The organism is Planobispora longispora, from assembly GCF_016863135.1.
Taxonomy (GTDB): domain Bacteria; phylum Actinomycetota; class Actinomycetes; order Streptosporangiales; family Streptosporangiaceae; genus Planobispora; species Planobispora longispora.
Map to the genome: position 1 here is coordinate 307,415 of NZ_BOOH01000016.1, position 20,003 is coordinate 327,417.

The following is a 20,003-nucleotide window of genomic DNA, read 5'->3' on the forward strand; positions in this document are numbered from 1 at the left end:
CGGGGCGGAGATCGCCCGCGCGCCGCGGTCCCAGGTGGGGCCGATTCGTTACCGGCGGGCGATACCCGCCCGCCGGTTCGCCCGTCACGAACGCCTAGGCTTGACTTCATGATGACCTCCGCCCCTCGTGACACGCCGCGTCACCAGATCTCGGGCCCCTCCGGGCCGCGAGGGGGCGCCGGTGAACCGACCGGGGAACGCCTCCGGCCGGGAACGGGCGAGGACGTGTCAGCGTCGCCGCCGCAACGGTGCCTGGTGATGGGGGTGGTCAACGTGACCCCCGACTCCTTCTCCGACGGCGGGCTCTGGTTCGACCCGGCGGCGGCCGTACGGCACGGCCTGGAACTCGTCGAGCAGGGCGCCGACATCGTGGACGTGGGCGGGGAGTCCACCCGGCCGGGCGCCGCGCGCGTGTCGCTGGAGGAGGAGCTGGCCAGGGTCGAGCCGGTCATCCGGGGGCTGAGCCGCCGGGGCGTCACGGTCAGCGTGGACACCATGCGGGCCGAGGTCGCCCGGGTCGCGGTGGAGGCCGGCGCGACGCTGGTCAACGACGTCAGCGGCGGTCTGGCCGATCCCGACATGCCGCGGGTGGTGGCCGACTCCGGCGTGCAGTACGTGGTGATGCACTGGCGCGGGCACAGCCACACGATGGACAGCCGGGCGATCTACGGCGACGTCGTGGCGGAGGTGCGCGAGGAGCTGTCCAAGCGGGTGGCGTCGGTGCTGGCGGAGGGGGTCGCGGAGAGCCAGATCGTGCTCGATCCCGGCCTCGGCTTCTCCAAGAACCCCGAGCACAACTGGGCCCTGCTCGCGGGCATCGACCAGCTGGCCGAGCTGGGATACCCGCTGCTCATCGGGGCCTCGCGCAAACGGTTCCTCGGCCGCCTGCTGGCCGGTCCCGACGGAGCCCCGCGGCCCTTCGACCGCAGTGACGACGCCACGCTCGCCGTGACCGCCATCGCCGCACAGGCCGGGGCGTGGTGCGTGCGTGTTCACAACGTGGGCCCGAACGCGGACGCCGTCCGCGTGGCGGCCGCAGTCCGAGGAGCGAGGGCGAGAGCATGAGCGTCGACACCGCGGCCGTCGAGACGGTCAACCAGGCGTTCTACACCGCCATCGAGAACGCCGACCTCGACCGGATGACGGAGATCTGGGCCGAGGAGTCCGGCGGCGGCCAGGTGAGCTGCGTGCACCCGGGCTGGCCGATCGTGAGCGGCCGGGCCGAGGTGCTGCGCTCCTGGGCGCTGATCATGGCGAACACCCCCTACATCCAGTTCGTCCTGACCGACGTGCGCGTCACGGTGCTCGGTGACGTCGCCGTCCTGACGTGCGAGGAGAACATCCTCACCGCGGGGGACGAGGGTGATTCCAGCTTCGCGGCGGGCAAGGTGGTGGCGAGCAACACCTTCGTCCGGACTCCGGAGGGATGGCGGCTCTGGCTCCACCACGGTTCGCCGGTGCTGCAGGGCGACGACGAGGAGGAAGAGGAGGCGTCGTGACGGGGAGGCTGGACCGGATCGCTCTGCGGGGGCTGCGCGCCCGGGGGCGGCACGGTGTGCTGGCGGCCGAGCGTGAGCTCGGCCAGGAATTCATCATCGATGTCACGCTTTTTCTGGATACGGCGCCTGCGGCGGCCGGGGACGACCTCACCAAGACCGTGCACTACGGCGAGCTCGCCGAGGACCTGGTGAAGGTCGTGGAGGGGGAGCCGGTCGATCTGATCGAGACCCTGGCCCAGCGGCTGGCCGACGTCTGTCTCTCCCGCGAGCTCGTCGAGTCGGCGGAGGTGAGCGTGCACAAGCCGGCCGCCCCGATCCCGCTGCCCTTCGACGACGTGATCGTGACGATCACCCGGAGCCGGTCATGAAGGTCGTGCTGGCGCTGGGCAGCAACCTGGGAGACCGCTTCGAGACGCTGCAGGGCGCGATCGACTCGCTGTTCGACGCCCCGGGCCTGGAATTCGTCGCCGTGTCGCCGGTCTACGAGACCGACCCGGTCGGCGGCCCCGAGCAGGACCCGTACCTCAACGCCGTCGTGGTCGCGGAGAGCTCACTGGAACCCTGGACGATCCTCGATCGTGCACAGGGTGTGGAGAACGCCTTCGGCCGGGTCCGGACAGAGCGCTGGGGCCCGCGCACCCTGGACGTCGATGTGATCACGATCGCCGGCCCGGCGGCCGGCGCGCCGGGCGAGGTCGTCTCCGACGACCCACGGCTCACCCTCCCGCACCCCCGCGCGCACGAGCGCGCGTTCGTGCTGGTGCCCTGGCTCCAGGCCGATCCCGGCGCGGCCCTCGGCGGGCGGCCGGTGGCGGAGCTGCTGGCCGGACTGGACAAGGGCTACGTGCGGCTCCGCGCCGATCTGACCCTGCAGGAGCCCGCGTGAGACCGAGTCATCCCGGTGCGCTCACCGGCCTCGTGGTCGTCCTGGCGATCCTCACCTGGGCGGTGCTGAAGCAGCCCGATCTGTACGGCTCCCTGCCCGCCGTGCCGTGGACGGCGATCCCGACGGTCCTGCTGCTGGCGGTCGGCGAGGCCTACACCGGCTGGATGACCAGGGCCCGGATCCGTCGCAAGCCGGGCACCGAGCCGGTGGAGCCGCTGGCCGTGGCGCGCCTGGCCGCCCTGGCCAAGGCCTCGGCGTACGGCGGGGCGGTCTTCGCGGGCGTCTTCGCCGGCTTCGCGCTCTACACGGCCGGCCACCTCGACAAGGAGACGCCCCGCCAGGACTTCTTCATCGCCGGCGGCTCGTTCGCCGCCTGCGCGGTGCTGATCGGCGCCGCCCTGTACCTGGAGCACTGTTGCAAGGTGCCGAAGGACCCCGGCGGGGACCTCAACAAGACCCGCCCGGCGGGCTGAGACGGCGGCCGTCGTCACTCGTCGATGCCGTCACTTGTCGATGTCGCCCACCACGAAGAACATCGAGCCCAGGATGGCGACCATGTCGGCGACCAGCTGGCCGGGGAGCATCTCGCGCAGCGCCTGGACGTTGTTGTAGGAGGCGGAGCGGAGCTTCATCCGCCACGGGGTCTTCTCGCCGCGCGAGACGAGGTAGTAGCCGTTGATGCCGAGCGGGTTCTCCGTCCAGGCGTAGGTGTGGCCCTCGGGGACCTTCAGCACCTTGGGCAGGCGCTGGTTGATCGGGCCCGGCGGCAGCGCGCGGAGCCGCTCCAGGCAGGCGTCCGCCAGGTCCAGCGAGACCTTCGCCTGCTCCAGCAGCACCTCGAACCGGGCGTGGCAGTCTCCGGCCGTCCGGGTGACGACCTTCACCGGCAGCTCGCCGTAGGCGAGGTAGGGGTCGTCGCGCCGCAGGTCGAGGTCGACTCCGGAGGCGCGGGCGATGGGGCCGCTCACGCCGTACTGCATGATCTGCTCGCGGGAGAGCACGCCCACGCCGCGCGTGCGGGCCATGAAGATCTCGTTCCCGACGAGCAGGGCCTCGATGTCGGGCAGGCGCCGCCGCACGTCCGCGACCGCCTCGGAGACGCGGCCCAGCCAGCCCTCGGGGAGCTCCTCCTTCAGGCCGCCGACCCGGTTGAACATGTAGTGCATGCGGCCGCCGGAGATCTCCTCCATGACGGCCTGGAGCGTCTCGCGCTCCCGGAAGGCGTAGAAGATCGGGGTCATCGCGCCCAGCTCCAGGGGGTAGGACCCGAGGAACATCAGGTGGCTGAGCACCCGGTTGAGCTCGGCCAGGAGGGTCCTGGCCCAGACGGCCCGGACCGGCGTCTCCATGCCGAGCATGCGCTCCACGGCCATGACCACGCCCAACTCGTTGGCGAACGCCGACAGCCAGTCGTGCCGGTTGGCCAGCACGACGATCTGCCGGTAGTCCCTGACCTCGAAGAGCTTCTCGGCGCCGCGGTGCATGTAGCCCACGATCGGCTCGGCCGAGCTGATGCGCTCGCCGTCCAGCGTGAGCCGGAGCCGGAGCACCCCGTGCGTGGACGGATGTTGCGGCCCGATGTTGAGGATCATGTCCTCGGTCGCGAGCTCCTTGCCGCCCACCGCGTCCGCGCCCGCACCGACTCCCACGACACGTTCCGTCATAGGGCCATGCTGCCACGACCCCACCGTCTCGCCCATACATCCCTCAGCGGGAGGTCAGCTCCTTCAGCGCGGTGATCAGGCGGTCGATGTGCTCGTCGGTGGTGCCGATGCCGATGGAGGCGCGGACGGCGGAGGCCGTGACGTCGTCGCAGCCGCCGTCCTTGGCGCCCAGCAGGTGGCGGACGAAGGGGTGGGCGCAGAACTTGCCGTCGCGGACGCCGATGCCGTACTCGCTCGACAGCGCCTCGGCGACCTCGCGGGCGGTGTGGCCGTCCACCACGAAGGAGACGATGCCCACCCGGGGGTGGTCGCGGTCCCACAGGGAGAGCTGGTGCACGCCCTCGACGCCGTCCAGCCCGGCGCGCAGGCGGGCGACCAGCCGCTCCTCCTCGCGGACCAGCGCGGTCCAGCCGGTGGCGGTCAGCGCGTCGCAGGCGGCGGCCAGGGCGATGGCGCCCAGGACGTTCGGCGTGCCGGCCTCGTGACGGGCCTCGGGGTCGTCGTACCACTCGGTCCCCGCCGTGTCCCCGGCGTCGCCGACGGCCTTCACCGCGCCGCCGCCCCGCAGGTACGGCTGCGCCGCCGCCAGCCAGTCGGCGCGGCCGACGAGCGCGCCCGCGCCGAAGGGGGCGTACAGCTTGTGCCCGGAGAAGACCACGTAGTCCAGGTCGAGCGCGGTCAGGTTGACGCGGCGGTGCGGGACGAGCTGGGCGGCGTCGACGAGGATGCGGGCGCCGTGGCGGTGGGCGATGTGGGCCAGGGCGGCGATCGGCCAGAGCTCGCCGGTGACGTTGGAGGCGGCGGTCACGACGAGCAGCGCGGGGCCGTCGATCCCGGTCAGGGCCTCGTCGACGGCCCGGACCGCCTCGCCGGGGAAGGCCGGGGGCGCGAGCCGTACGGCGTCGGCCCAGGGCAGCAGCGAGGCGTGGTGCTCGGTGTCGAAGACCACCGCGGTGGTCCCCTCGGGGAGGGCGCGGGCCAGGAGGTTGGTGGCGTCGGTGGTGTTGCGGGTGAAGACCACCGCGTCGTCGGGGCGGGCGCCGACGAAGGCGCGGACCGTGTGCCGGGCCCGCTCGTAGCGGGCCGTGGTCAGCTGCGAAGCGTATCCGGCGCCGCGGTGGACGCTGGAGTAGGCCGGGAGCGCGGCGGCGACGGCGGCGCTCACCGGCTCCAGACAGGGCGCGCTGGCGGCGTAGTCGAGGTTGGCGTAGCGGACGAGCCTGCCGCCCTTGACCGGGACCTCCAGGTCGGCTCCGAGCACCGCGGGGATCTCCCGTTCCCCGGACGGCCGCGCGGCGGGGACGGCGAGGGCGGCGTGGAGGGCACCGGCGGGACCGGAGGCGCTGAGGAGGCCGTCCGCGGGATCGGAGGCGCTGAGGAGGCCGTCCGCGGGATCGGAGGCGCTGAGGAGGCCGTCCGCGGGACCGGAGGCGCTGAGGAGGCCGTCCGCGGCGGCGGGACCGGCGGCGGAGGGGGAGGGGGCGGCGAAGATGCTGAGTGCGGACACGCCAGGGCTCCTTCGAGGTCATCGGACCCCAAGCCGTGGCATTGGTGCATGGAGCCCGCGCTTGCCCGGCACACCTCGTGCCGGACCAGGTCCTCACCCGGGGCACCCCGCCGCGAGCGCGAGGGTTGCCGGCCAGCTAGCCGGGGCTTGTCGCTGGCACTCATGACCTACGGCCGAACTATAACCATCACCCACCCTGTTTTTGCAAGTCCGTAATGGGATGTGTCGATCGTCACGGGCAGGAACTCCTGGCATCTCCCGATCGTCATGGGACGTGACGGCACGGACGCGTGCCGCGATCCGGCGCGCGCCCGACGGGCGCGGCAAGCACGCGATGCGGCCTCACAGAGGTCTACAGAGGTCCGCAGAGGTCCGCAGAGGCTCACAGAGGCGCACAGCGAGTTCACGGAGGAGAGAACGATGGACTGGGTGACCGACCCGCAGATCTGGATAGGGTTCCTCACCCTCGTCGGCCTGGAGATCGTCCTGGGCATCGACAACATCATCTTCATCTCCATCCTGGCGGGCAAGCTCCCTCCCGAGCAGCGGGACAAGGCGCGCAAGCTGGGCCTGCTGGCCGCGCTGCTCAGCCGTCTGGCGCTGCTGCTGGCGCTGTCCTGGGTGGTACGGCTCACCGCCCCGCTCTTCGAGGTGCTGGGCCAGGAGATCTCGGGGCGAGATCTGATCCTCATCCTGGGCGGCCTGTTCCTGCTGGGCAAGAGCGTCTTCGAGATGCACGACAGCCTGGAGGGCAAGTCCGGCCACGCCAGCGGCAAGGTCGCCGCATCCTTCTCGGCGGTGATCGTCCAGATCATGATCCTCGACATCGTGTTCTCGCTCGACTCGGTGATCACCGCGGTCGGCATGGTGGACGAGATCGGCGTCATGGTCGCGGCCGTCGTCGTCTCGGTCATCGTGATGCTCGTCGCCTCCGGGCCGATCAGCCGCTTCGTGGACAAGCACCCGAGCATCAAGATGCTCGCCCTGGCCTTCCTGGTCCTGGTCGGCGTCGTGCTCCTGGGCGAGGGCTTCGACCAGCACGTCCCCAAGGGCTACATCTACTTCGCGATGGCCTTCTCCCTGGTGGTGGAGCTGCTCAACATCCGGGCGCGGACCAAGGCGGGGCGCGCGGAGCCGGTCGAGCTGCACCACCGCTACGAGGAGGACGAGCGCACCACGTCCTGAGTCCTGAGCGATCGGGTCTCTCCGCGCCCGGGCCGTCGTGGTCTCCGCGTCCGGGCCGCGGTGGCCTCGCCAGGGCCGTCGTGGTCTCCGCGCCCGGATCGCCGTGTCTCCATACCCGGGCTGCCGTGGCTCCGGATTACCATGGCTTGTGCGCTTTGATCCTTGGAATCCGGAATTCGTCGCCCATCCCTACGGGGCCTACGCCGAGCTCAGGCGCGAGCGGCCGGTCAGCTTCTTCGAGCCGACCGGCCAGTGGCTGATCGCCCGGCACGCCGACGTCAACGCGCTGCTGCGGGACCGCAGGCTCGGCCGCTCCTACCTGCACGTGGCCACTCACACCGAGTTCGGCAGGCCGGACGACCCGGAGTTCCAGGAACCGTTCTGGCGGGTGATCAGGGCCGGGATGCTCGACGTCGAGCCCCCGGTCCACACGCGGCTGCGGCGGCTGGTGTCCAAGGCGTTCACCCCCCGCATGGTCGAGGCGCTCCGCCCCAAGATCGCCCAGATCGCCGGGGAGCTCGTGGACCGGTTCGCCGACAGCGGCGGGGGAGACCTGATCGCCGAGGTGGCCGAACCGCTCCCGGTGACCGTGATCGCCGAGATGCTCGGCGTGCCCGAGGCCGACCGGCACCTGCTCCGGCCCTGGTCGGCGGACATCTGCGGGATGTACGAGCTCAACCCCTCGGTCGAGGCCCAGCACACCGCCGTGCGCGCCGCCTCCGAGTTCTCGGACTACCTCGTCGGGCTGGCCCGCGCCCGCCGGGCGAACCCCGGAGACGATCTCATCAGCGCTCTCGCGCAGGTCGCCGACGAGGGGGACACGCTGACGGAGGAGGAACTGGTCGGCACCTGCGTGCTCCTGCTCAACGCCGGGCACGAGGCCACCGTCAACGTCACCGGCAACGGCTGGTGGTCGCTGTTCCGCAACCCCGCCGAGCTGGAACGGCTCCGCGCCGACCACGGCCTGCTGCCGACCGCGATCGAGGAGCTGATGCGGTGGGACACCCCGCTGCAGATGTTCGAGCGCTGGGTGCTGGAGGACGTCTCGGTCGGCGGGGTGGACATCCCGCGCGGCAGCGAGGTGGCGCTGCTGTTCGGCTCGGCCAACCGCGACCCCGAGGTGTTCGACGACCCCGACCGCCTCGACGTGGGCCGGGCGGACAACCCCCACATCTCCTTCGGTGCCGGCATCCACTTCTGCCTGGGCGCGCCGCTGGCCAGGATCGAGCTCGCCGAGTCGTTCGGGGCGCTGCTCCGCCGGGCCCCGAAGATGGAGCTCACCGCCGAGCCGGAGTGGGGCCCCGGCTACATCATCCGCGGCCTGCGCTCCCTGGAGGTCCGCCTCTGACCGCCGCGCCGCCGCCCCGCGCGTGCCTCAGAGGCGGCTCTGGACGAGCCAGCCGAAGCCGCCCAGGCCGTCGGGGGCGATCAGCTCCGCCTCCTCCGAGGCCCGCGCGAGCGCCCGCAGGTAGCCGGACGGGTCGGTGCGCGCGAACTCGGCGGGCGGGCGGGCGCCGGTGACGCCGAGCGCCCGCAGGGCCGCCCGCTGCGTGGTCAGGGCCGTCGTGACGGCCCCGGCGCGCTCCCCGGCGGCCGCGCAGGCGTCCAGGGCGACGTGCGCGGTGACGTCGCACGAGCCGTCCGGGACGGGCGCGACGGACGCGCCGTCACGGTAACCGGCCAGCGTGCCGTACGGCGGGCGGTCCCCCGCCAGGTGGGCGTAGTCGATCGCGATGGCCCGCCCGCGGGCGAGCCGTACGATCACCGACGCCCAGGCCTCGTCGCGCGGCCTGCCGATCTCCGCCCGCCCGCCCGCCGCCCGCATCGGCCACCAGCGGGCCAGCCAGGCGAGGTCGGCCCCGTCCGGGCGCTCCCCCAGCCGCTCCTCACCGGTCTCCGGGTCGACCAGCACCAGCCGGGGGCCCTGCGGCGTCTGCTCGGCGATGTCCACGGGGACGTTGTCCAGCCACTCGTTGGCGACCACCAGACCGTGGATCTTCTCCGGAGGGGTCTCCGTCCACACGATCTCCCCGGGGAGCCGGGCGGGCCGGGGCGCCAGGTCCACCGCGGTCACCCGCAGCCTGGCCCGGAGCCCGGACGGCGCGGCGGCCATGACGCCGGCCGCGAGCATGCCCTCGCCCGCGCCGATGTCCACCAGGTCGACGACGGCCGGGCGGCCGAGCGCGCGGTCGACCTCGACGAGCTCGCGGGCGAGGGCCTCGGCGAAGACCGGGGAGGCCCCGACCGAGGTGCGGAAGTGCCCGGAGGGACGCTCGCGCAGGTAGAAGCCGTCCTCGCCGTAGAGCGCCCGTTCCATCGCCGCACGCCAGGGGAGCCACATGAGAGCAGACGTTACCCGGCCGGGCAGGAGGGGAAATGGGATCTCCATGACACGCGCGGTGGATGAATGACGTGGACTTGCCGTCGCTTTGCGTTACCGTTGCCTTACCGGCGACGGCGGCCGTCCCGGCCCGCTCCCCCAGCGGGCGCGGTCCGCGTCGTCTCCCCGCCGGTCGGATTCCGGCGGACGCCGGGCCAGAGGCAGAGGCCCGGCGTCCGCCACCGGCCTCCTCGCCGCGGGGTTCCTCGTCTCCCGCGGCCTCCCCGCCACGCCACCACCGCTCCCGCGCATGCCGGGACGCGGTTGGGAGAGCACCGCCCGTTACGCTGGTCAACTGGGCGGCGGAGCCCCAGTGACGGAGCTCCAGATGGTCGGAGGACGGGACGTCGTGGACACAGGTGTTCACCCGGCGCGACTGGCGGTCGGGGTGCTCGGAGCCGGACGGGTCGGCTCGGTGGTCGGCGCCGCGCTCGCGCGCGCGGGCCATCGGATCGTGGCCGCGAGCGGCGTCTCCGACGCCTCCCGGCAGCGGGCCGCCGACCGGCTCGGTGTGGCCCCCAGCAGCCCCGAGGACGTGGTGGCCAGGGCCGACCTCGTCCTCCTCACGGTCCCGGACGACGTCCTGCCCGACCTGGTCACGGGCCTCGCCGAGACGGGCGCCGACCTGCGGGGCAAGCTGGTGGTCCACACCAGCGGCGCGTACGGCCTGGCGGTGCTGAACCCGGCGACCAAGGCGGGGGCGCTGCCGCTGGCCCTGCACCCGGTGATGACGTTCACCGGCAGGGACGACGACCTCGCCCGCCTGACCGGCATCTCGTTCGGGGTCACCGCGCCCGACCAGCTCCGCATGGTGGCCGAGGCCCTGGTCATCGAGATGGAGGGCGAGCCGGTCTGGATCGAGGAGAAGGACCGGGCGCTCTACCACGCGGCCCTGGCCGGCGCGGCGAACCACATGGTCACGCTCATCGCGGAGTCCTCCGACCTGCTGGAGAAGATCGGGGTCCGGGAGCCGGGCCGGATGCTCGGCCCGCTGCTCGGCGCGGCCCTGGACAACGTGCTCCGGCTCGGCATCGCCGGGCTGACGGGCCCGGTGGTGCGCGGTGACGCCGGGACGGTCCGCAAGCACGTGGACGCTCTGATCCTCGCCGCACCCGAGGCCGCGGACGCCTACGTGGCCCTCGCTAGGCTCACGGCGGACCGGGCGCTCGCGGCCGGGCTGCTCAAGCCCGAGGCCGCGGAACGCCTCCTGGACGCGCTGGGAGGGAACATATGGACGTGATCGTGGCCGATGACCGCGCCGAGCTGGTCGAGGCCCGGCAGGCGCTGGGAGTGGGCGAGGGAGGCTCCACGCTGGCGCTGGTGCCCACCATGGGGGCCCTGCACGAGGGGCACCGCTCGCTCATGCGCCTGGCCCGTGAGCACGCCGACCACGTCGCGGTGAGCATCTTCGTCAACCCGCTCCAGTTCGGCCCCGGCGAAGACTACGCCCGCTATCCCCGGACGTTCGAGGCCGACCTGGAGGTCTGCGCCGCCGAGGGGGTGGGCGTCGTCTTCGCCCCCGCCGCCGAGGAGATGTACCTCCCGGACCGTCAGGTCACCGTCTCGGCGGGCCCGATGGGCACGGTCGCCGAGGGGGCGTTCCGGCCGGGGCACTTCGACGGCGTGCTGACCGTGGTGCTCAAGCTGTTCAACCTGGTCCGGCCGGACGCGGCGGTGTTCGGCCGCAAGGACGCCCAGCAGCTCGCGCTGATCCGGCGGATGGTCGCCGACCTCGACGTGCCGGTCTCCGTCGTGGGCGCCCCCACGATCCGCGAGGCGGACGGCCTGGCGCTGTCCAGCCGGAACCGCTACCTGTCGCCGGAGGACCGGACCGTGGCCCTCGCGCTGTCCCGGGCGCTGTTCGCGGGGGCGCAGGAGGGCACGCCCGCGGAGATCCGGCGGGCGGCGCGGGCCGTGCTCGACGCCGAGCCCGAGGCGGACGTCGACTATCTGATCCTCGCGGACCCGGCGACCTTCGCCGAGGTGGGCGACGATCATGGGGGAGAGGCGATTCTCGCCGTCGCGGCCAGGGTCGGGACTACCCGGCTGATCGACAACGTTGTCCTCACGCTGGGCTGATCGGCGGCGTCGATCGGCGGCATTGTCCTCGTACGAGGTCGATCTATACCCTGGCATCTCTTCTGTCCGGCGTGCACGCCCGTGGCGAAGCGATCCTGAGCCCCATGGCGACACGACCCTGAGCCCCTTGGCGACGCGACCCTGAGAAAGGCAGACGACGCATGCTGCGAACCATGCTGACCTCCAAGATCCACCGGGCCACCATCACCCAGGCGGATCTGCACTACGTGGGATCGATCACCATCGACGAGGACCTGATGGACGCGGCGGGGCTGCTCCCCGGCGAGCAGGTTCACGTGGTGGACATCGACAACGGCGCCCGGCTGGTGACCTACGCGATCACCGGGCCGCGCGGCTCCGGGGTCATCGGCATCAACGGCGCCGCCGCCCGCCTGGTCCACCAGGGCGATCTGGTGATCATCATCGCCTACGGCCAGATGGACGACGCCGAGGCCCGGATCTTCCGTCCCCGCGTCGTCCACGTCGACCGGGAGAACCGGATCGTCGACCTGGGCGACGACCCCGCCGAGCCCGTCCCCGGCTCCGCCGACCTCCGCGGAGACCTCGTCTCGGGCTGACCCCGCCCGCTCCGACCGCCCCCGGGGAAGGCCCGCGCTTTGCGAGGCGTTATCGTCATGTTGACGAAATACGTGGGTTCGCGAGGAGCCGCCGTGCGCAGCACGGCCAAAAACACAGCGAGGAGGCGGCCGTGAGTATTCCTCCCATCCCCCAGAGGCTGACCGCGCCCGAGCCGGGCTGGACAGTCGAGGCGGACGTGGTCGTGGTGGGCTCCGGGATCGCGGGTCTGACCCTGGCGCTGCGCCAGGTCGCACTCGACCCCGGGGCACGCGTCCTGGTCGTCACCAAGGACGTGCTCTCGGCGGGCTCCACGCGCTGGGCGCAGGGCGGCATCGCCGCGGTGCTCGACCCCGAGGACAGCCCGGCCGAGCACCTGTCCGACACGCTCGTCGCCGGGGTGGGCCTCTGCGACGAGGAGGCGGTCCGGGTCCTGGTGACCGAGGGCCCGGACGCGCTGCGCCGCCTGATCGCGGCGGGCGCGCGCTTCGACACCGACGCCTCGGGCGAGCTCCAGCTCACCCGGGAGGGCGGTCACCGGCGCGACCGCATCGTGCACGCGGGCGGCGACGCCACCGGGGCCGAGGTGCAGCGGGCCCTCATCGCGGCGGTCCGGGCGACGCCGGGCATCGAGGTGATCGAGCACGCGCTGGTGCTCGACCTGCTCAAGGACGCCGCGGGCCGTACGGCCGGGGTGACCCTGCACGTGATGGGGGAGGGCACGCGCGACGGCGTGGGCGCGGTCCGGTCCCCGGCGGTGGTGCTCGCCACCGGCGGAATGGGGCAGGTCTACGCCGCCACGACCAACCCCCTGGTCTCCACCGGGGACGGGGTGGCGCTCGCGCTGCGGGCCGGAGCCGTCGTCAGGGACCTGGAGTTCGTCCAGTTCCACCCGACCGTGCTCTGGCTCGGCGAGGACTCCACCGGCCAGCAGCCGCTGATCTCCGAGGCGGTGCGCGGCGAGGGCGCGGTGCTCGTCGACGCCGACGGGGTCCGCTTCATGAAGGACGTGCACGAGCTCGCCGACCTCGCGCCCCGCGACGTCGTGGCCAAAGCGATCATGCGGCGGATGCGCGAGACGGGCGCCGACCACATGTACCTCGACGCCCGGCACTTCGGCGAGGAGAAGTGGCGCACCCGCTTCCCGACCATCCACGCGGTCTGCCTGGAGCACGGCATCGACCCGGTGACCCGGCCCATCCCGGTCGCCCCGGCCGCCCACTACGCCAGCGGCGGCGTCCGCGTCGACCTGCACGGCCGTACCAGCGTGCCGGGCCTGTACGCCTGCGGCGAGGTGGCCTGCACCGGCGTGCACGGCGCCAACCGGCTGGCCTCCAACTCGCTGCTGGAGGGGCTGGTCTTCGCCGAGCGGATCGCCGCGGACATCCACGCGCGGCGGGGTCCCCGGGCGGACGAGGCCGTACGGCTCTCGCCCCGTGAACCGGCGGCCGACGGGCTTCCCGGCGGCCTGGTGGACTCCCGGGCCCGGTCCAGGATCCAGTGGCACATGAGCCGGGGTGCGAGCGTGCTGCGCAGCGGTGAGAGCCTCGACGAGGTCAGCCGGGCGCTGATCAACTTCCGCTGGACCCCGGTGGCGGTCGAGCCGTGCACCGAGGCGTGGGAGACCACCAACCTGCTGACCGTCGCCTCGGCGCTGGTGGAGGCGGCCCGCACCCGCCGGGAGACCCGCGGGTCGCACTGGCGGGAGGACTTCCCCGAGCGCGACGACGCCCGGTGGCTGAGCCACCTCGACGTGACCCTGACAGGAGAAGGACTGACGATGAGCCACCGCCCGCACTCCGTCTCCCCGCAGGCGTACGACGCCTCCCTGCCCGCGCACGTGGCCGACGAGCTGACCGCGGCGGGGCTGGAGCCCGCCGAGGTCGGCGCGGTGATCGACGCCGCGCTCCGGGAGGACGTCCAGGAGGCCGGCGACGTGACGAGCATCGCCACGATCCCGGCCGGCCAGGTCGCGACGGCCGACGTGGTGGCGCGGGCGGACGGCGTGGTGGCGGGCCTCGCGGTCGCCGAGGCGGTCTTCGCCCGCTTCGGGGCGAGCCGCGCCGAGCGGCACGTCAAGGACGGCGAGCGGGTGAGCCGGGGGGACGTGCTGATGACCGTCACCGGCGCCACCCGCGACCTGCTGACAGCCGAGCGGACCGCGCTGAACCTGCTCACCCACCTGTCCGGCGTCGCCTCGCTCACCGGCCGGTGGGTCCGGGCGGTCGAGGGGACGGGGGCCCGCATCCGGGACAGCCGCAAGACCCTGCCGGGCCTGCGCGCGCTGGAGAAGTACGCCGTGCGCGCCGGCGGCGGGGTCAACCACCGCATGTCCTTGTCGGACGCCGCATTGATCAAGGACAATCACGTCGTGGCCGCGGGCGGGGTGGCCGAGGCCTTCCGGGCGGTCCGGGACGCCTACCCCGGGCTGCCGATCGAGGTCGAGGTCGACCGGATCGACCAGATCGAGCCGGTGCTCGCGGAGGGGGCGGAGGAGATCCTGCTGGACAACTTCACGGTGGCCGAGCTGGCGGAGGCCGTACGGCTGGTGAACGGCAGGGCACGGTTGGAGTCCAGCGGGGGATTGACCTTGGAATCGGCCCGTGATGTAGCCGAAACTGGCGTTGACTACCTTGCCGTGGGCGCGCTCACGCACTCGGCGCCGGCCCTGGACATCGCCTTGGACCTTCGGGGGAATTGATGCTGCTCGCCATCGACGTCGGCAACACGCACACCGTTCTCGGCCTGTTCGAGGGCGAGGAGGTCATCGAGCACTGGCGGATCGCGACCGACGCCCGGCGCACGGCCGACGAGGTCGCCGTCGTGCTGCAGGGCCTGCTCGCCCAGTCGCCCCTGCTCAAGGGGGCCGACGTCGACGGCATCGTGATCTGCTCCACCGTTCCCTCGGTGCTCAACGAGATGCGCGAGATGTGCCGCCGCTACTACGGCGACGTCACCGCGGTCATCGTGGAGCCCGGCGTGCGCACCGGGGTGCCGGTCCGGATGGACAACCCCAAGGAGGTCGGCAGCGACCGGATCGTCAACGCGCTGGCGGCCATCCAGCTGTACGGCGGGCCGTGCATCATCGTCGACTTCGGCACCGCGACCTCCTTCGACGCCGTCTCCGCCAAGGGGGAGTACGTCGGGGCCGTCACCGCGCCCGGGATCGAGATCTCGGTGGACGCGCTGGCCGCGGCCGGGGCGCAGCTGCACAAGGTGGAGCTGATCCGGCCCCGCTCGGTGATCGCGAAGAACACGGTCGAGGCGCTCCAGTCGGGCATCATCTACGGCTTCGCCGGGCAGGTGGACGGGATCGTGGAGCGGATGGCCGCGGAGCTGGCCGACGACCCCGACGACGTCACCGTGGTCGCGACGGGCGGCGCGGCGCCGCTCGTGGTCGGCGAGGCCGCCACGGTGGACGTGCACGAGCCGTGGCTGACGCTGATCGGGCTCCGGCTCATCTATCACCGCAACACCGCATGACGCGCGCACGTCAATACAGATGAACGCCAATTCTCTAATGTCGGTACCCTTGGCTGCGTGACCGACCATGTGACTCCAGCCGAGGATCTGCCCGAGCAGATGCGCGTGCGCCGGGAGAAGCTCGACCGCCTCCGTTCCGAGGGCGTCGACCCCTACCCGGTGAATTTCCCGCGCACCGCGACCAACGCCGAGATCCGCGAGAAATACGCTGATCTCGGCGCTGACACCGCGACCGGCGACAAAGTGGGCGTCACGGGCCGCATCATGCTCTCCCGGACCGGAGGCAAGCTCTGCTTCGCCACGATCCGGGACGGCTCCGGCGACCTCCAGGTCATGATCTCGCTGGACAAGGTCGGCGAGGAGTCCCTCGCCGCCTGGAAGCGCGACGTCGACCTCGGCGATCACATCGGCGTCGAGGGCGAGGTGATCACCTCCAAGCGGGGCGAGCTGTCCATCCTGGCCGACCGGTGGGCGATCACCTCCAAGTGCCTGCGCCCGCTGCCGGAGAAGCACGCCGGGCTCACCGACCCCGAGGCGCGGGTCCGGCTGCGCTACGTGGACCTCATCGTCAACGACGAGGCCCGCCGGATGGCCCGCCTGCGCAGCGAGACGGTGCGGGCCGTGCGCGACTTCTGGCACGAGGAGGGCTACCTGGAGGTCGAGACGCCGATGCTGCAGCCGATCCACGGCGGCGCGGCGGCCCGGCCCTTCAAGACCCACATCAACGCCTACGACATGGAGCTCTACCTCCGCATCGCGATCGAGCTCTACCTCAAGCGGCTCGTGGTGGGCGGCATCGAGAAGGTCTTCGAGATCAACCGCAACTTCCGCAACGAGGGCGCGGACGCCACCCACAACCCCGAGTTCACCATGCTCGAGGCGTACGGGACGTATCTCGACTACAACGACATGGCCGACCTGACCCAGCGCATGTACCAGAAGGCCGTGGTCGCCGCGCTGGGCACCACGGTCGTGGTGCACGACGGCCGGGAGGTCGACCTGGGCCTGGCCCAGTGGCCGCGGATCACGCTGTACGGCTCCGTCTCGGAGGCGATCGGAGAGGAGATCACCACCGAGACCTCCCTGGAGCAGGTCCGCAAGCTGGCCGACGCCAGGGAGGTCCACTGGGACCCCAAGTGGGGACAGGGCAAGATCGTCCAGGAGCTCTTCGAGGCGCTGGTCGAGCACACGCTCATCCAGCCCACGTTCGTGATGGACTATCCGCTGGAGACCTCCCCGCTGGCCCGCCAGCACCGCGACAACCCGCTGGTGACGGAGAAGTGGGACCTGATCGGGTTCGGCACCGAGCTGGGCACCGCCTACTCGGAGCTGAACGACCCGATCGAGCAGCGCCGCCGCCTGGTGGAGCAGTCGTTGCTGGCGGCGGGCGGCGACCCGGAGGCCATGCAGCTTGACGAGGACTTCCTCACCGCCCTGGAATTCGCGATGCCGCCCACCGGCGGCGTCGGGGTCGGCATCGACCGGATGATCATGGCCTTCACCGGCAGGAACATCCGCGAGACCATCCTGTTCCCGCTGGTCAAGCCGGCGGGCTGAGGCAGGGGACGATCCGCCCGGCCCGATCGCGGGCCGGGCGGATCGCCGTTGTCGGGGAGGGAACCCCGGCCGATCAGCGCGGTCCGGGACGAACCCGACGCGGTCCGGGCCGTGCCGTCAAGCGGTCCGGGCCCTGTTTCCCAGCGGTCCGCGCGGGACCGGGGCGAGACTCCGGCGGGGTTAACGCGCAGCTCGGAAACCGCATTTGCGCGTGTGCATATCACCCGAGTCGTGACCGCGTAATCCGCTTAACCTTAAAGGCTCCGACATATCGTGAGTAGTTCATGCGCTGTCCGTTATGTCAATGTTGTCTGCCGCCTCTACGGAGAACGAAGCTTGACGACCTTTGAAGAAGGCGTTTAACGTTCCTGACGGTACCGTTCCCGGCGGGCGGCATTTTCATCCGATCACTCACGGCTGGGTTCCGGTGCGGGGGGAGGATCTCGAGATGGCATATCCAGAAGCTGTTGTGGATTCCCATCGAAGTGGCAGTCTTCCGGACGCGCGTGCGGCCGGGTTGAGCAACGACGACCTCGTCCTCCTGGCGGAGCTCGCCAAGGGGGTCACCGTGGACCGTGTGGGGCGCCGTCTCGACATCAGCGGGCGGACGGTCCGGCGCAGGCTCCGCGGCATCTGCGACCGCATCGGGGTGGCCACCGCCATCGAGGCGGTGGCCTGGGCCGCCCGTCGTCGCCTGATCTGATCCGAGCCGCCCGCTCGCGGATCTCTCGCGGACCGCGCGGATCCCGGTGGATCCCGCTCAGTCCGCGATGCGGACTCCTCCGGCGAACGGGCGGCCCGAGATCGGGGCGATGTGGACGACGTCGCCGGTCTGCGGCGCGTGGACCATCAGGCCCCCGCCGATGTAGATCCCGACGTGGTGGAGATCGCTGTAGAAGAACACCAGGTCTCCCGGGCGCAGCTGCTCCCTGGAGATGTGCGTGCCCGCGGTCCACTGGTTGCCGGTGTAGTGGGGCAGGCTGATGCCGACCTTCTGGTAGGCCCACATGACCAGGCCGGAGCAGTCGAAGCCGCTGGGACCCTCGGCGCCCCACACGTACGGCTTGAGCTGTTGCGTGAGCGCCCACCGGGCGGCCTCGGCGGCCTTGCCGGTGCCGGTGACGGGCATGTCGACCTTCACGCGGCGGCCCCGGTTGCCGGCCCGCTCGCGGACCTCCCTGAACAGGTCGCTCTCGACCCTGGTGACCAGCCGCTCGATCCTGGTGCGCTTGGTCTCGATCTGGGAGATGATCTCCTTGACCTCGGTGGTCCGGGCCTTGGCGGTGACCTTGGCCTTCTCGGCGGCCTCCATCGCCTCGCTGACCTGCGCGACCTCCTCGCTCTGCCGCTGCTGGAGCGCGTAGGCGGTGGTGGCCTGGTCGAGGAAGGCGTCGGGGTCGCCGGAGCCGACGAAGGTGAACCCGGGGCCCATTCCGCGGGTCATGTAGTTCCGCTGCGCGAGCAGGCGGGCCTTGCGCCGCCGCTCCTCCAGTTCGGCCTCGCTCATGGAGAGCGTCTTCTTGGCCGCCTCGGCGACCCGCTCGGCCTGCTTGAGCTTGACCCGCTCGCCGTTGTACTGCTCGGTGAGCCGACCGATCTCCGTGTGCAGCTTGTCGGCCTGCTTGGCGAGATCCTGGATGTCGGGCCGGGGATCGGCGGTGGCCGTGCTCAGCGGGGTGCCGAGGGCCAGGGCGGCGAAAGCGATCCCGATGACTGCGATCTTCTGGGAGAGCCTCCCGGGGGCTCCGTGCGGGCCGTGTTCTCGGCAGCGGGCGCGCTTGCCCGCATGCCTTCCTCCACGATCGCGCGTGCGCTTCACCAACAGGCTCCTCTCCTACGCCGCCTACCGGGTTAGCTGACGGGTTCGGGCCGGGAGACAGCCCTACCGGGGTGCGGGGGCGCACCACGGATTCACCCCGGAGGTATGGGTCCCCGGTTCCCCAGGTTCGGAGATTCGGCGAACCGGCCGCTTCGGGAGGGCCGGTATCGAGCCTGGACATTAGTGCAATGGAGGTTCGTGCTCAACCAGAACTGCTAACTGGGTAGAGGTTCCACAACCGGAAGATCACAGACAGATCACATGAAAGAATGATCAACATGGCTATTACCCTGGGCTGATCCGTTCACCGTCGCACTTCGCCGAATCTCCGCAGGTCCGCGTGCTTTCTCCAGGTGGAGGACGAGCTGCGGCCGGTGCGGCCAGCGCATCGTGACCGGCCGTCCACAGACCGTCACGAGTGCTTGTGGGGCGGGAGTTAGGGATGGGCCGTAATCCGCACGCCCCGAGGACGTACTCTGAGCGGTTATGGAGCAGGTTGTGGAGCCATCGCCGGGACGGGAACTCCCGGAGCGGAGGGAAGTCGGCACGATCACGGTCCGGCGCGCCCGCACCCCGGACGTGCGCGCCGTCCGGCGGCTCGTCGACACTTACGCGGGGGCCGGTCCGCGCCTGCTGGAGAAGGCGACGGTCACGCTGTACGAGGACGTCCAGGAGTTCTGGGTCGCCGAGCGGGACGGCGAGGTGGTCGGCTGCGGGGCGCTCCACGTGCTCTGGGAGGACCTCGCGGAGATCCGCACCGTCGCCGTCGATCCCTCCTGCCGGGGGATGGGCATCGGCCACCTGATCGTCTCCGCGCTCATCCGCACCGCCCGGGAGCTCGGCCTGCGCCGGGTCTTCTGCCTCACCTTCGAGGTCGCTTTCTTCGCCGGGCACGGATTCCGGGAGATCCGGGGCACGCCCGTCGCGCCGGAGGTCTACGCCGAACTTCTCGCCTCCTACGACGAAGGAGTGGCCGAGTTTCTGGACCTGGAACACGTCAAGCCCAACACCTTGGGAAACACCAGGATGCTGCTTCATCTGGACGCGAGTGGGCCTGGCGCTGACTCGTAGGAAAAGATGACTGTTGTTACCTATATCGATACCTTGTGCACCAGCACCGCATGTGCCTGACATAAGTCACATGCCCAGTCGAAGTGAGGTGACGCGGTGAGCACCGGACAGCCGCCGTATCCGCAGGATGATCCCGACCGCGATCGCACACCGTCGGGGCAGCCGGAATACGGACAGCAGAACGCGGGTCGCGCCCAGGGCGGGCTCGACCCCGATGTGACGATCGTGGGATACCGATCGGAGAACACCGGACCCGGGCAGGCTCAGCCCGGTTACGGCCAGCAGTCTGACTACGGG

At 71.6% G+C, this 20,003-nt stretch carries 19 protein-coding genes, 1 pseudogene and 2 riboswitches; of the genes and pseudogenes, 16 read left to right on the forward strand and 4 right to left on the reverse strand.

The genetic code is table 11. The features are described 5' to 3' along the window. Nucleotides 1-258: 258 nt before the first annotated feature. Genes folP through Plo01_RS09905 form a run of 5 tightly spaced genes read left to right on the forward strand, consistent with a single transcriptional unit; the run spans nucleotide 259 to nucleotide 2,858 of the window. Nucleotides 259-1,065, forward strand: coding sequence for a dihydropteroate synthase (gene folP, locus Plo01_RS09885; protein ID WP_203890206.1), 807 nt, complete (start codon nucleotides 259-261; stop codon nucleotides 1,063-1,065). Then, entirely contained in the window at nucleotides 1,062-1,499 is a 438-nt protein-coding gene (locus tag Plo01_RS09890) for a nuclear transport factor 2 family protein (RefSeq protein ID WP_203890207.1), read from the forward strand. The genes folP and Plo01_RS09890 overlap by 4 nt, the downstream gene beginning before the upstream one ends. Continuing rightward, nucleotides 1,496-1,867 carry a dihydroneopterin aldolase gene (folB, locus tag Plo01_RS09895; protein ID WP_239316076.1) on the forward strand — a complete coding sequence of 124 codons (372 nt, stop codon included), beginning with the start codon at nucleotides 1,496-1,498 and terminating at the stop codon, nucleotides 1,865-1,867. Before Plo01_RS09890 ends, folB begins: the two co-directional genes overlap by 4 nt. Then, nucleotides 1,864-2,385, forward strand: coding sequence for a 2-amino-4-hydroxy-6-hydroxymethyldihydropteridine diphosphokinase (gene folK, locus Plo01_RS09900; protein ID WP_203890208.1), 522 nt, complete (start codon nucleotides 1,864-1,866; stop codon nucleotides 2,383-2,385). The genes folB and folK overlap by 4 nt, the downstream gene beginning before the upstream one ends. Continuing rightward, nucleotides 2,382-2,858: a DUF3180 domain-containing protein gene (locus Plo01_RS09905; RefSeq protein ID WP_203890209.1), complete on the forward strand. Its 477-nt coding sequence runs from the start codon at nucleotides 2,382-2,384 to the stop codon at nucleotides 2,856-2,858. The genes folK and Plo01_RS09905 overlap by 4 nt, the downstream gene beginning before the upstream one ends. 30 nt (nucleotides 2,859-2,888) lie before the next feature. On the opposite strand, the gene Plo01_RS09910 is transcribed toward Plo01_RS09905, so the two are convergent. Next, complete coding sequence (locus Plo01_RS09910; RefSeq protein ID WP_203890210.1) at nucleotides 2,889-4,049, reverse strand: NADH-quinone oxidoreductase subunit D; 1,161 nt, start codon at nucleotides 4,047-4,049, stop codon at nucleotides 2,889-2,891. A gap of 43 nt (nucleotides 4,050-4,092) precedes the next feature. Next, nucleotides 4,093-5,319 (reverse strand): aminotransferase class V-fold PLP-dependent enzyme, encoded by a 1,227-nt coding sequence (locus Plo01_RS09915; RefSeq protein ID WP_239316094.1) that lies wholly within the window; start codon nucleotides 5,317-5,319, stop codon nucleotides 4,093-4,095. Nucleotides 5,320-5,608: 289 nt separating this feature from the next. Next, nucleotides 5,609-5,724: riboswitch (SAM riboswitch) on the reverse strand. 252 nt (nucleotides 5,725-5,976) lie between these two features. Here Plo01_RS09915 and Plo01_RS09920 point away from each other — a divergent pair. Further along, the gene (locus Plo01_RS09920; RefSeq protein WP_203890211.1) at nucleotides 5,977-6,741 is read left to right on the forward strand and encodes a TerC family protein; all 765 of its coding nucleotides are present in this window, start codon (nucleotides 5,977-5,979) and stop codon (nucleotides 6,739-6,741) included. A 148-nt stretch (nucleotides 6,742-6,889) separates the two neighbouring features. After that, a complete protein-coding gene (locus Plo01_RS09925; RefSeq protein WP_203890212.1) occupies nucleotides 6,890-8,089 on the forward strand; it encodes a cytochrome P450 in 1,200 nt (399 codons plus the stop codon). A gap of 27 nt (nucleotides 8,090-8,116) precedes the next feature. On the opposite strand, the gene Plo01_RS09930 is transcribed toward Plo01_RS09925, so the two are convergent. Next, nucleotides 8,117-9,082 (reverse strand): SAM-dependent methyltransferase, encoded by a 966-nt coding sequence (locus Plo01_RS09930; protein WP_203890213.1) that lies wholly within the window; start codon nucleotides 9,080-9,082, stop codon nucleotides 8,117-8,119. Between the two features lie 367 nt (nucleotides 9,083-9,449). On the opposite strand from Plo01_RS09930, the gene Plo01_RS09935 reads away from it, so the two are divergent. The 7 genes from Plo01_RS09935 to Plo01_RS09965 all read left to right on the forward strand — a co-directional run bounded on the left by Plo01_RS09935 (nucleotide 9,450) and on the right by Plo01_RS09965 (nucleotide 17,519). Next, on the forward strand, nucleotides 9,450-10,361 hold the full coding sequence (locus Plo01_RS09935) for a Rossmann-like and DUF2520 domain-containing protein (RefSeq protein WP_203890245.1): 912 nt from the start codon (nucleotides 9,450-9,452) through the stop codon (nucleotides 10,359-10,361). Continuing rightward, nucleotides 10,352-11,200: a pantoate--beta-alanine ligase gene (gene panC / locus Plo01_RS09940; RefSeq protein ID WP_203890214.1), complete on the forward strand. Its 849-nt coding sequence runs from the start codon at nucleotides 10,352-10,354 to the stop codon at nucleotides 11,198-11,200. Before Plo01_RS09935 ends, panC begins: the two co-directional genes overlap by 10 nt. A gap of 161 nt (nucleotides 11,201-11,361) precedes the next feature. After that, nucleotides 11,362-11,778, forward strand: coding sequence for an aspartate 1-decarboxylase (panD, locus tag Plo01_RS09945; RefSeq protein ID WP_203890215.1), 417 nt, complete (start codon nucleotides 11,362-11,364; stop codon nucleotides 11,776-11,778). A 131-nt stretch (nucleotides 11,779-11,909) separates the two neighbouring features. After that, entirely contained in the window at nucleotides 11,910-14,477 is a 2,568-nt protein-coding gene (locus tag Plo01_RS09950; protein WP_203890216.1) for an L-aspartate oxidase, read from the forward strand. Beyond that, entirely contained in the window at nucleotides 14,477-15,259 is a 783-nt protein-coding gene (locus Plo01_RS09955; protein ID WP_203890217.1) for a type III pantothenate kinase, read from the forward strand. The genes Plo01_RS09950 and Plo01_RS09955 overlap by 1 nt, the downstream gene beginning before the upstream one ends. Nucleotides 15,260-15,316: 57 nt before the next feature. Further along, entirely contained in the window at nucleotides 15,317-16,816 is a 1,500-nt protein-coding gene (gene lysX / locus Plo01_RS09960) for a bifunctional lysylphosphatidylglycerol synthetase/lysine--tRNA ligase LysX (protein WP_203890218.1), read from the forward strand. Nucleotides 16,817-17,333: 517 nt separating this feature from the next. After that, nucleotides 17,334-17,519: a helix-turn-helix domain-containing protein gene (locus Plo01_RS09965; RefSeq protein WP_203890219.1), complete on the forward strand. Its 186-nt coding sequence runs from the start codon at nucleotides 17,334-17,336 to the stop codon at nucleotides 17,517-17,519. Between the two features lie 57 nt (nucleotides 17,520-17,576). Here Plo01_RS09965 and Plo01_RS09970 read toward each other — a convergent pair whose 3' ends face one another. Then, a complete protein-coding gene (locus tag Plo01_RS09970) occupies nucleotides 17,577-18,635 on the reverse strand; it encodes a C40 family peptidase (protein WP_239316080.1) in 1,059 nt (352 codons plus the stop codon). A 5-nt stretch (nucleotides 18,636-18,640) separates the two neighbouring features. Then, nucleotides 18,641-18,786: riboswitch (cyclic di-AMP (ydaO/yuaA leader) on the reverse strand. Between the two features lie 335 nt (nucleotides 18,787-19,121). Here Plo01_RS09970 and Plo01_RS09975 point away from each other — a divergent pair. Both Plo01_RS09975 and Plo01_RS09980 read left to right on the forward strand, forming a co-directional pair. Continuing rightward, nucleotides 19,122-19,706 carry an amino-acid N-acetyltransferase gene (locus tag Plo01_RS09975; protein WP_239316082.1) on the forward strand — a complete coding sequence of 195 codons (585 nt, stop codon included), beginning with the start codon at nucleotides 19,122-19,124 and terminating at the stop codon, nucleotides 19,704-19,706. 96 nt (nucleotides 19,707-19,802) lie between these two features. Then, nucleotides 19,803-20,003: pseudogene (locus Plo01_RS09980) on the forward strand (DUF4870 domain-containing protein); the annotation flags it as partial.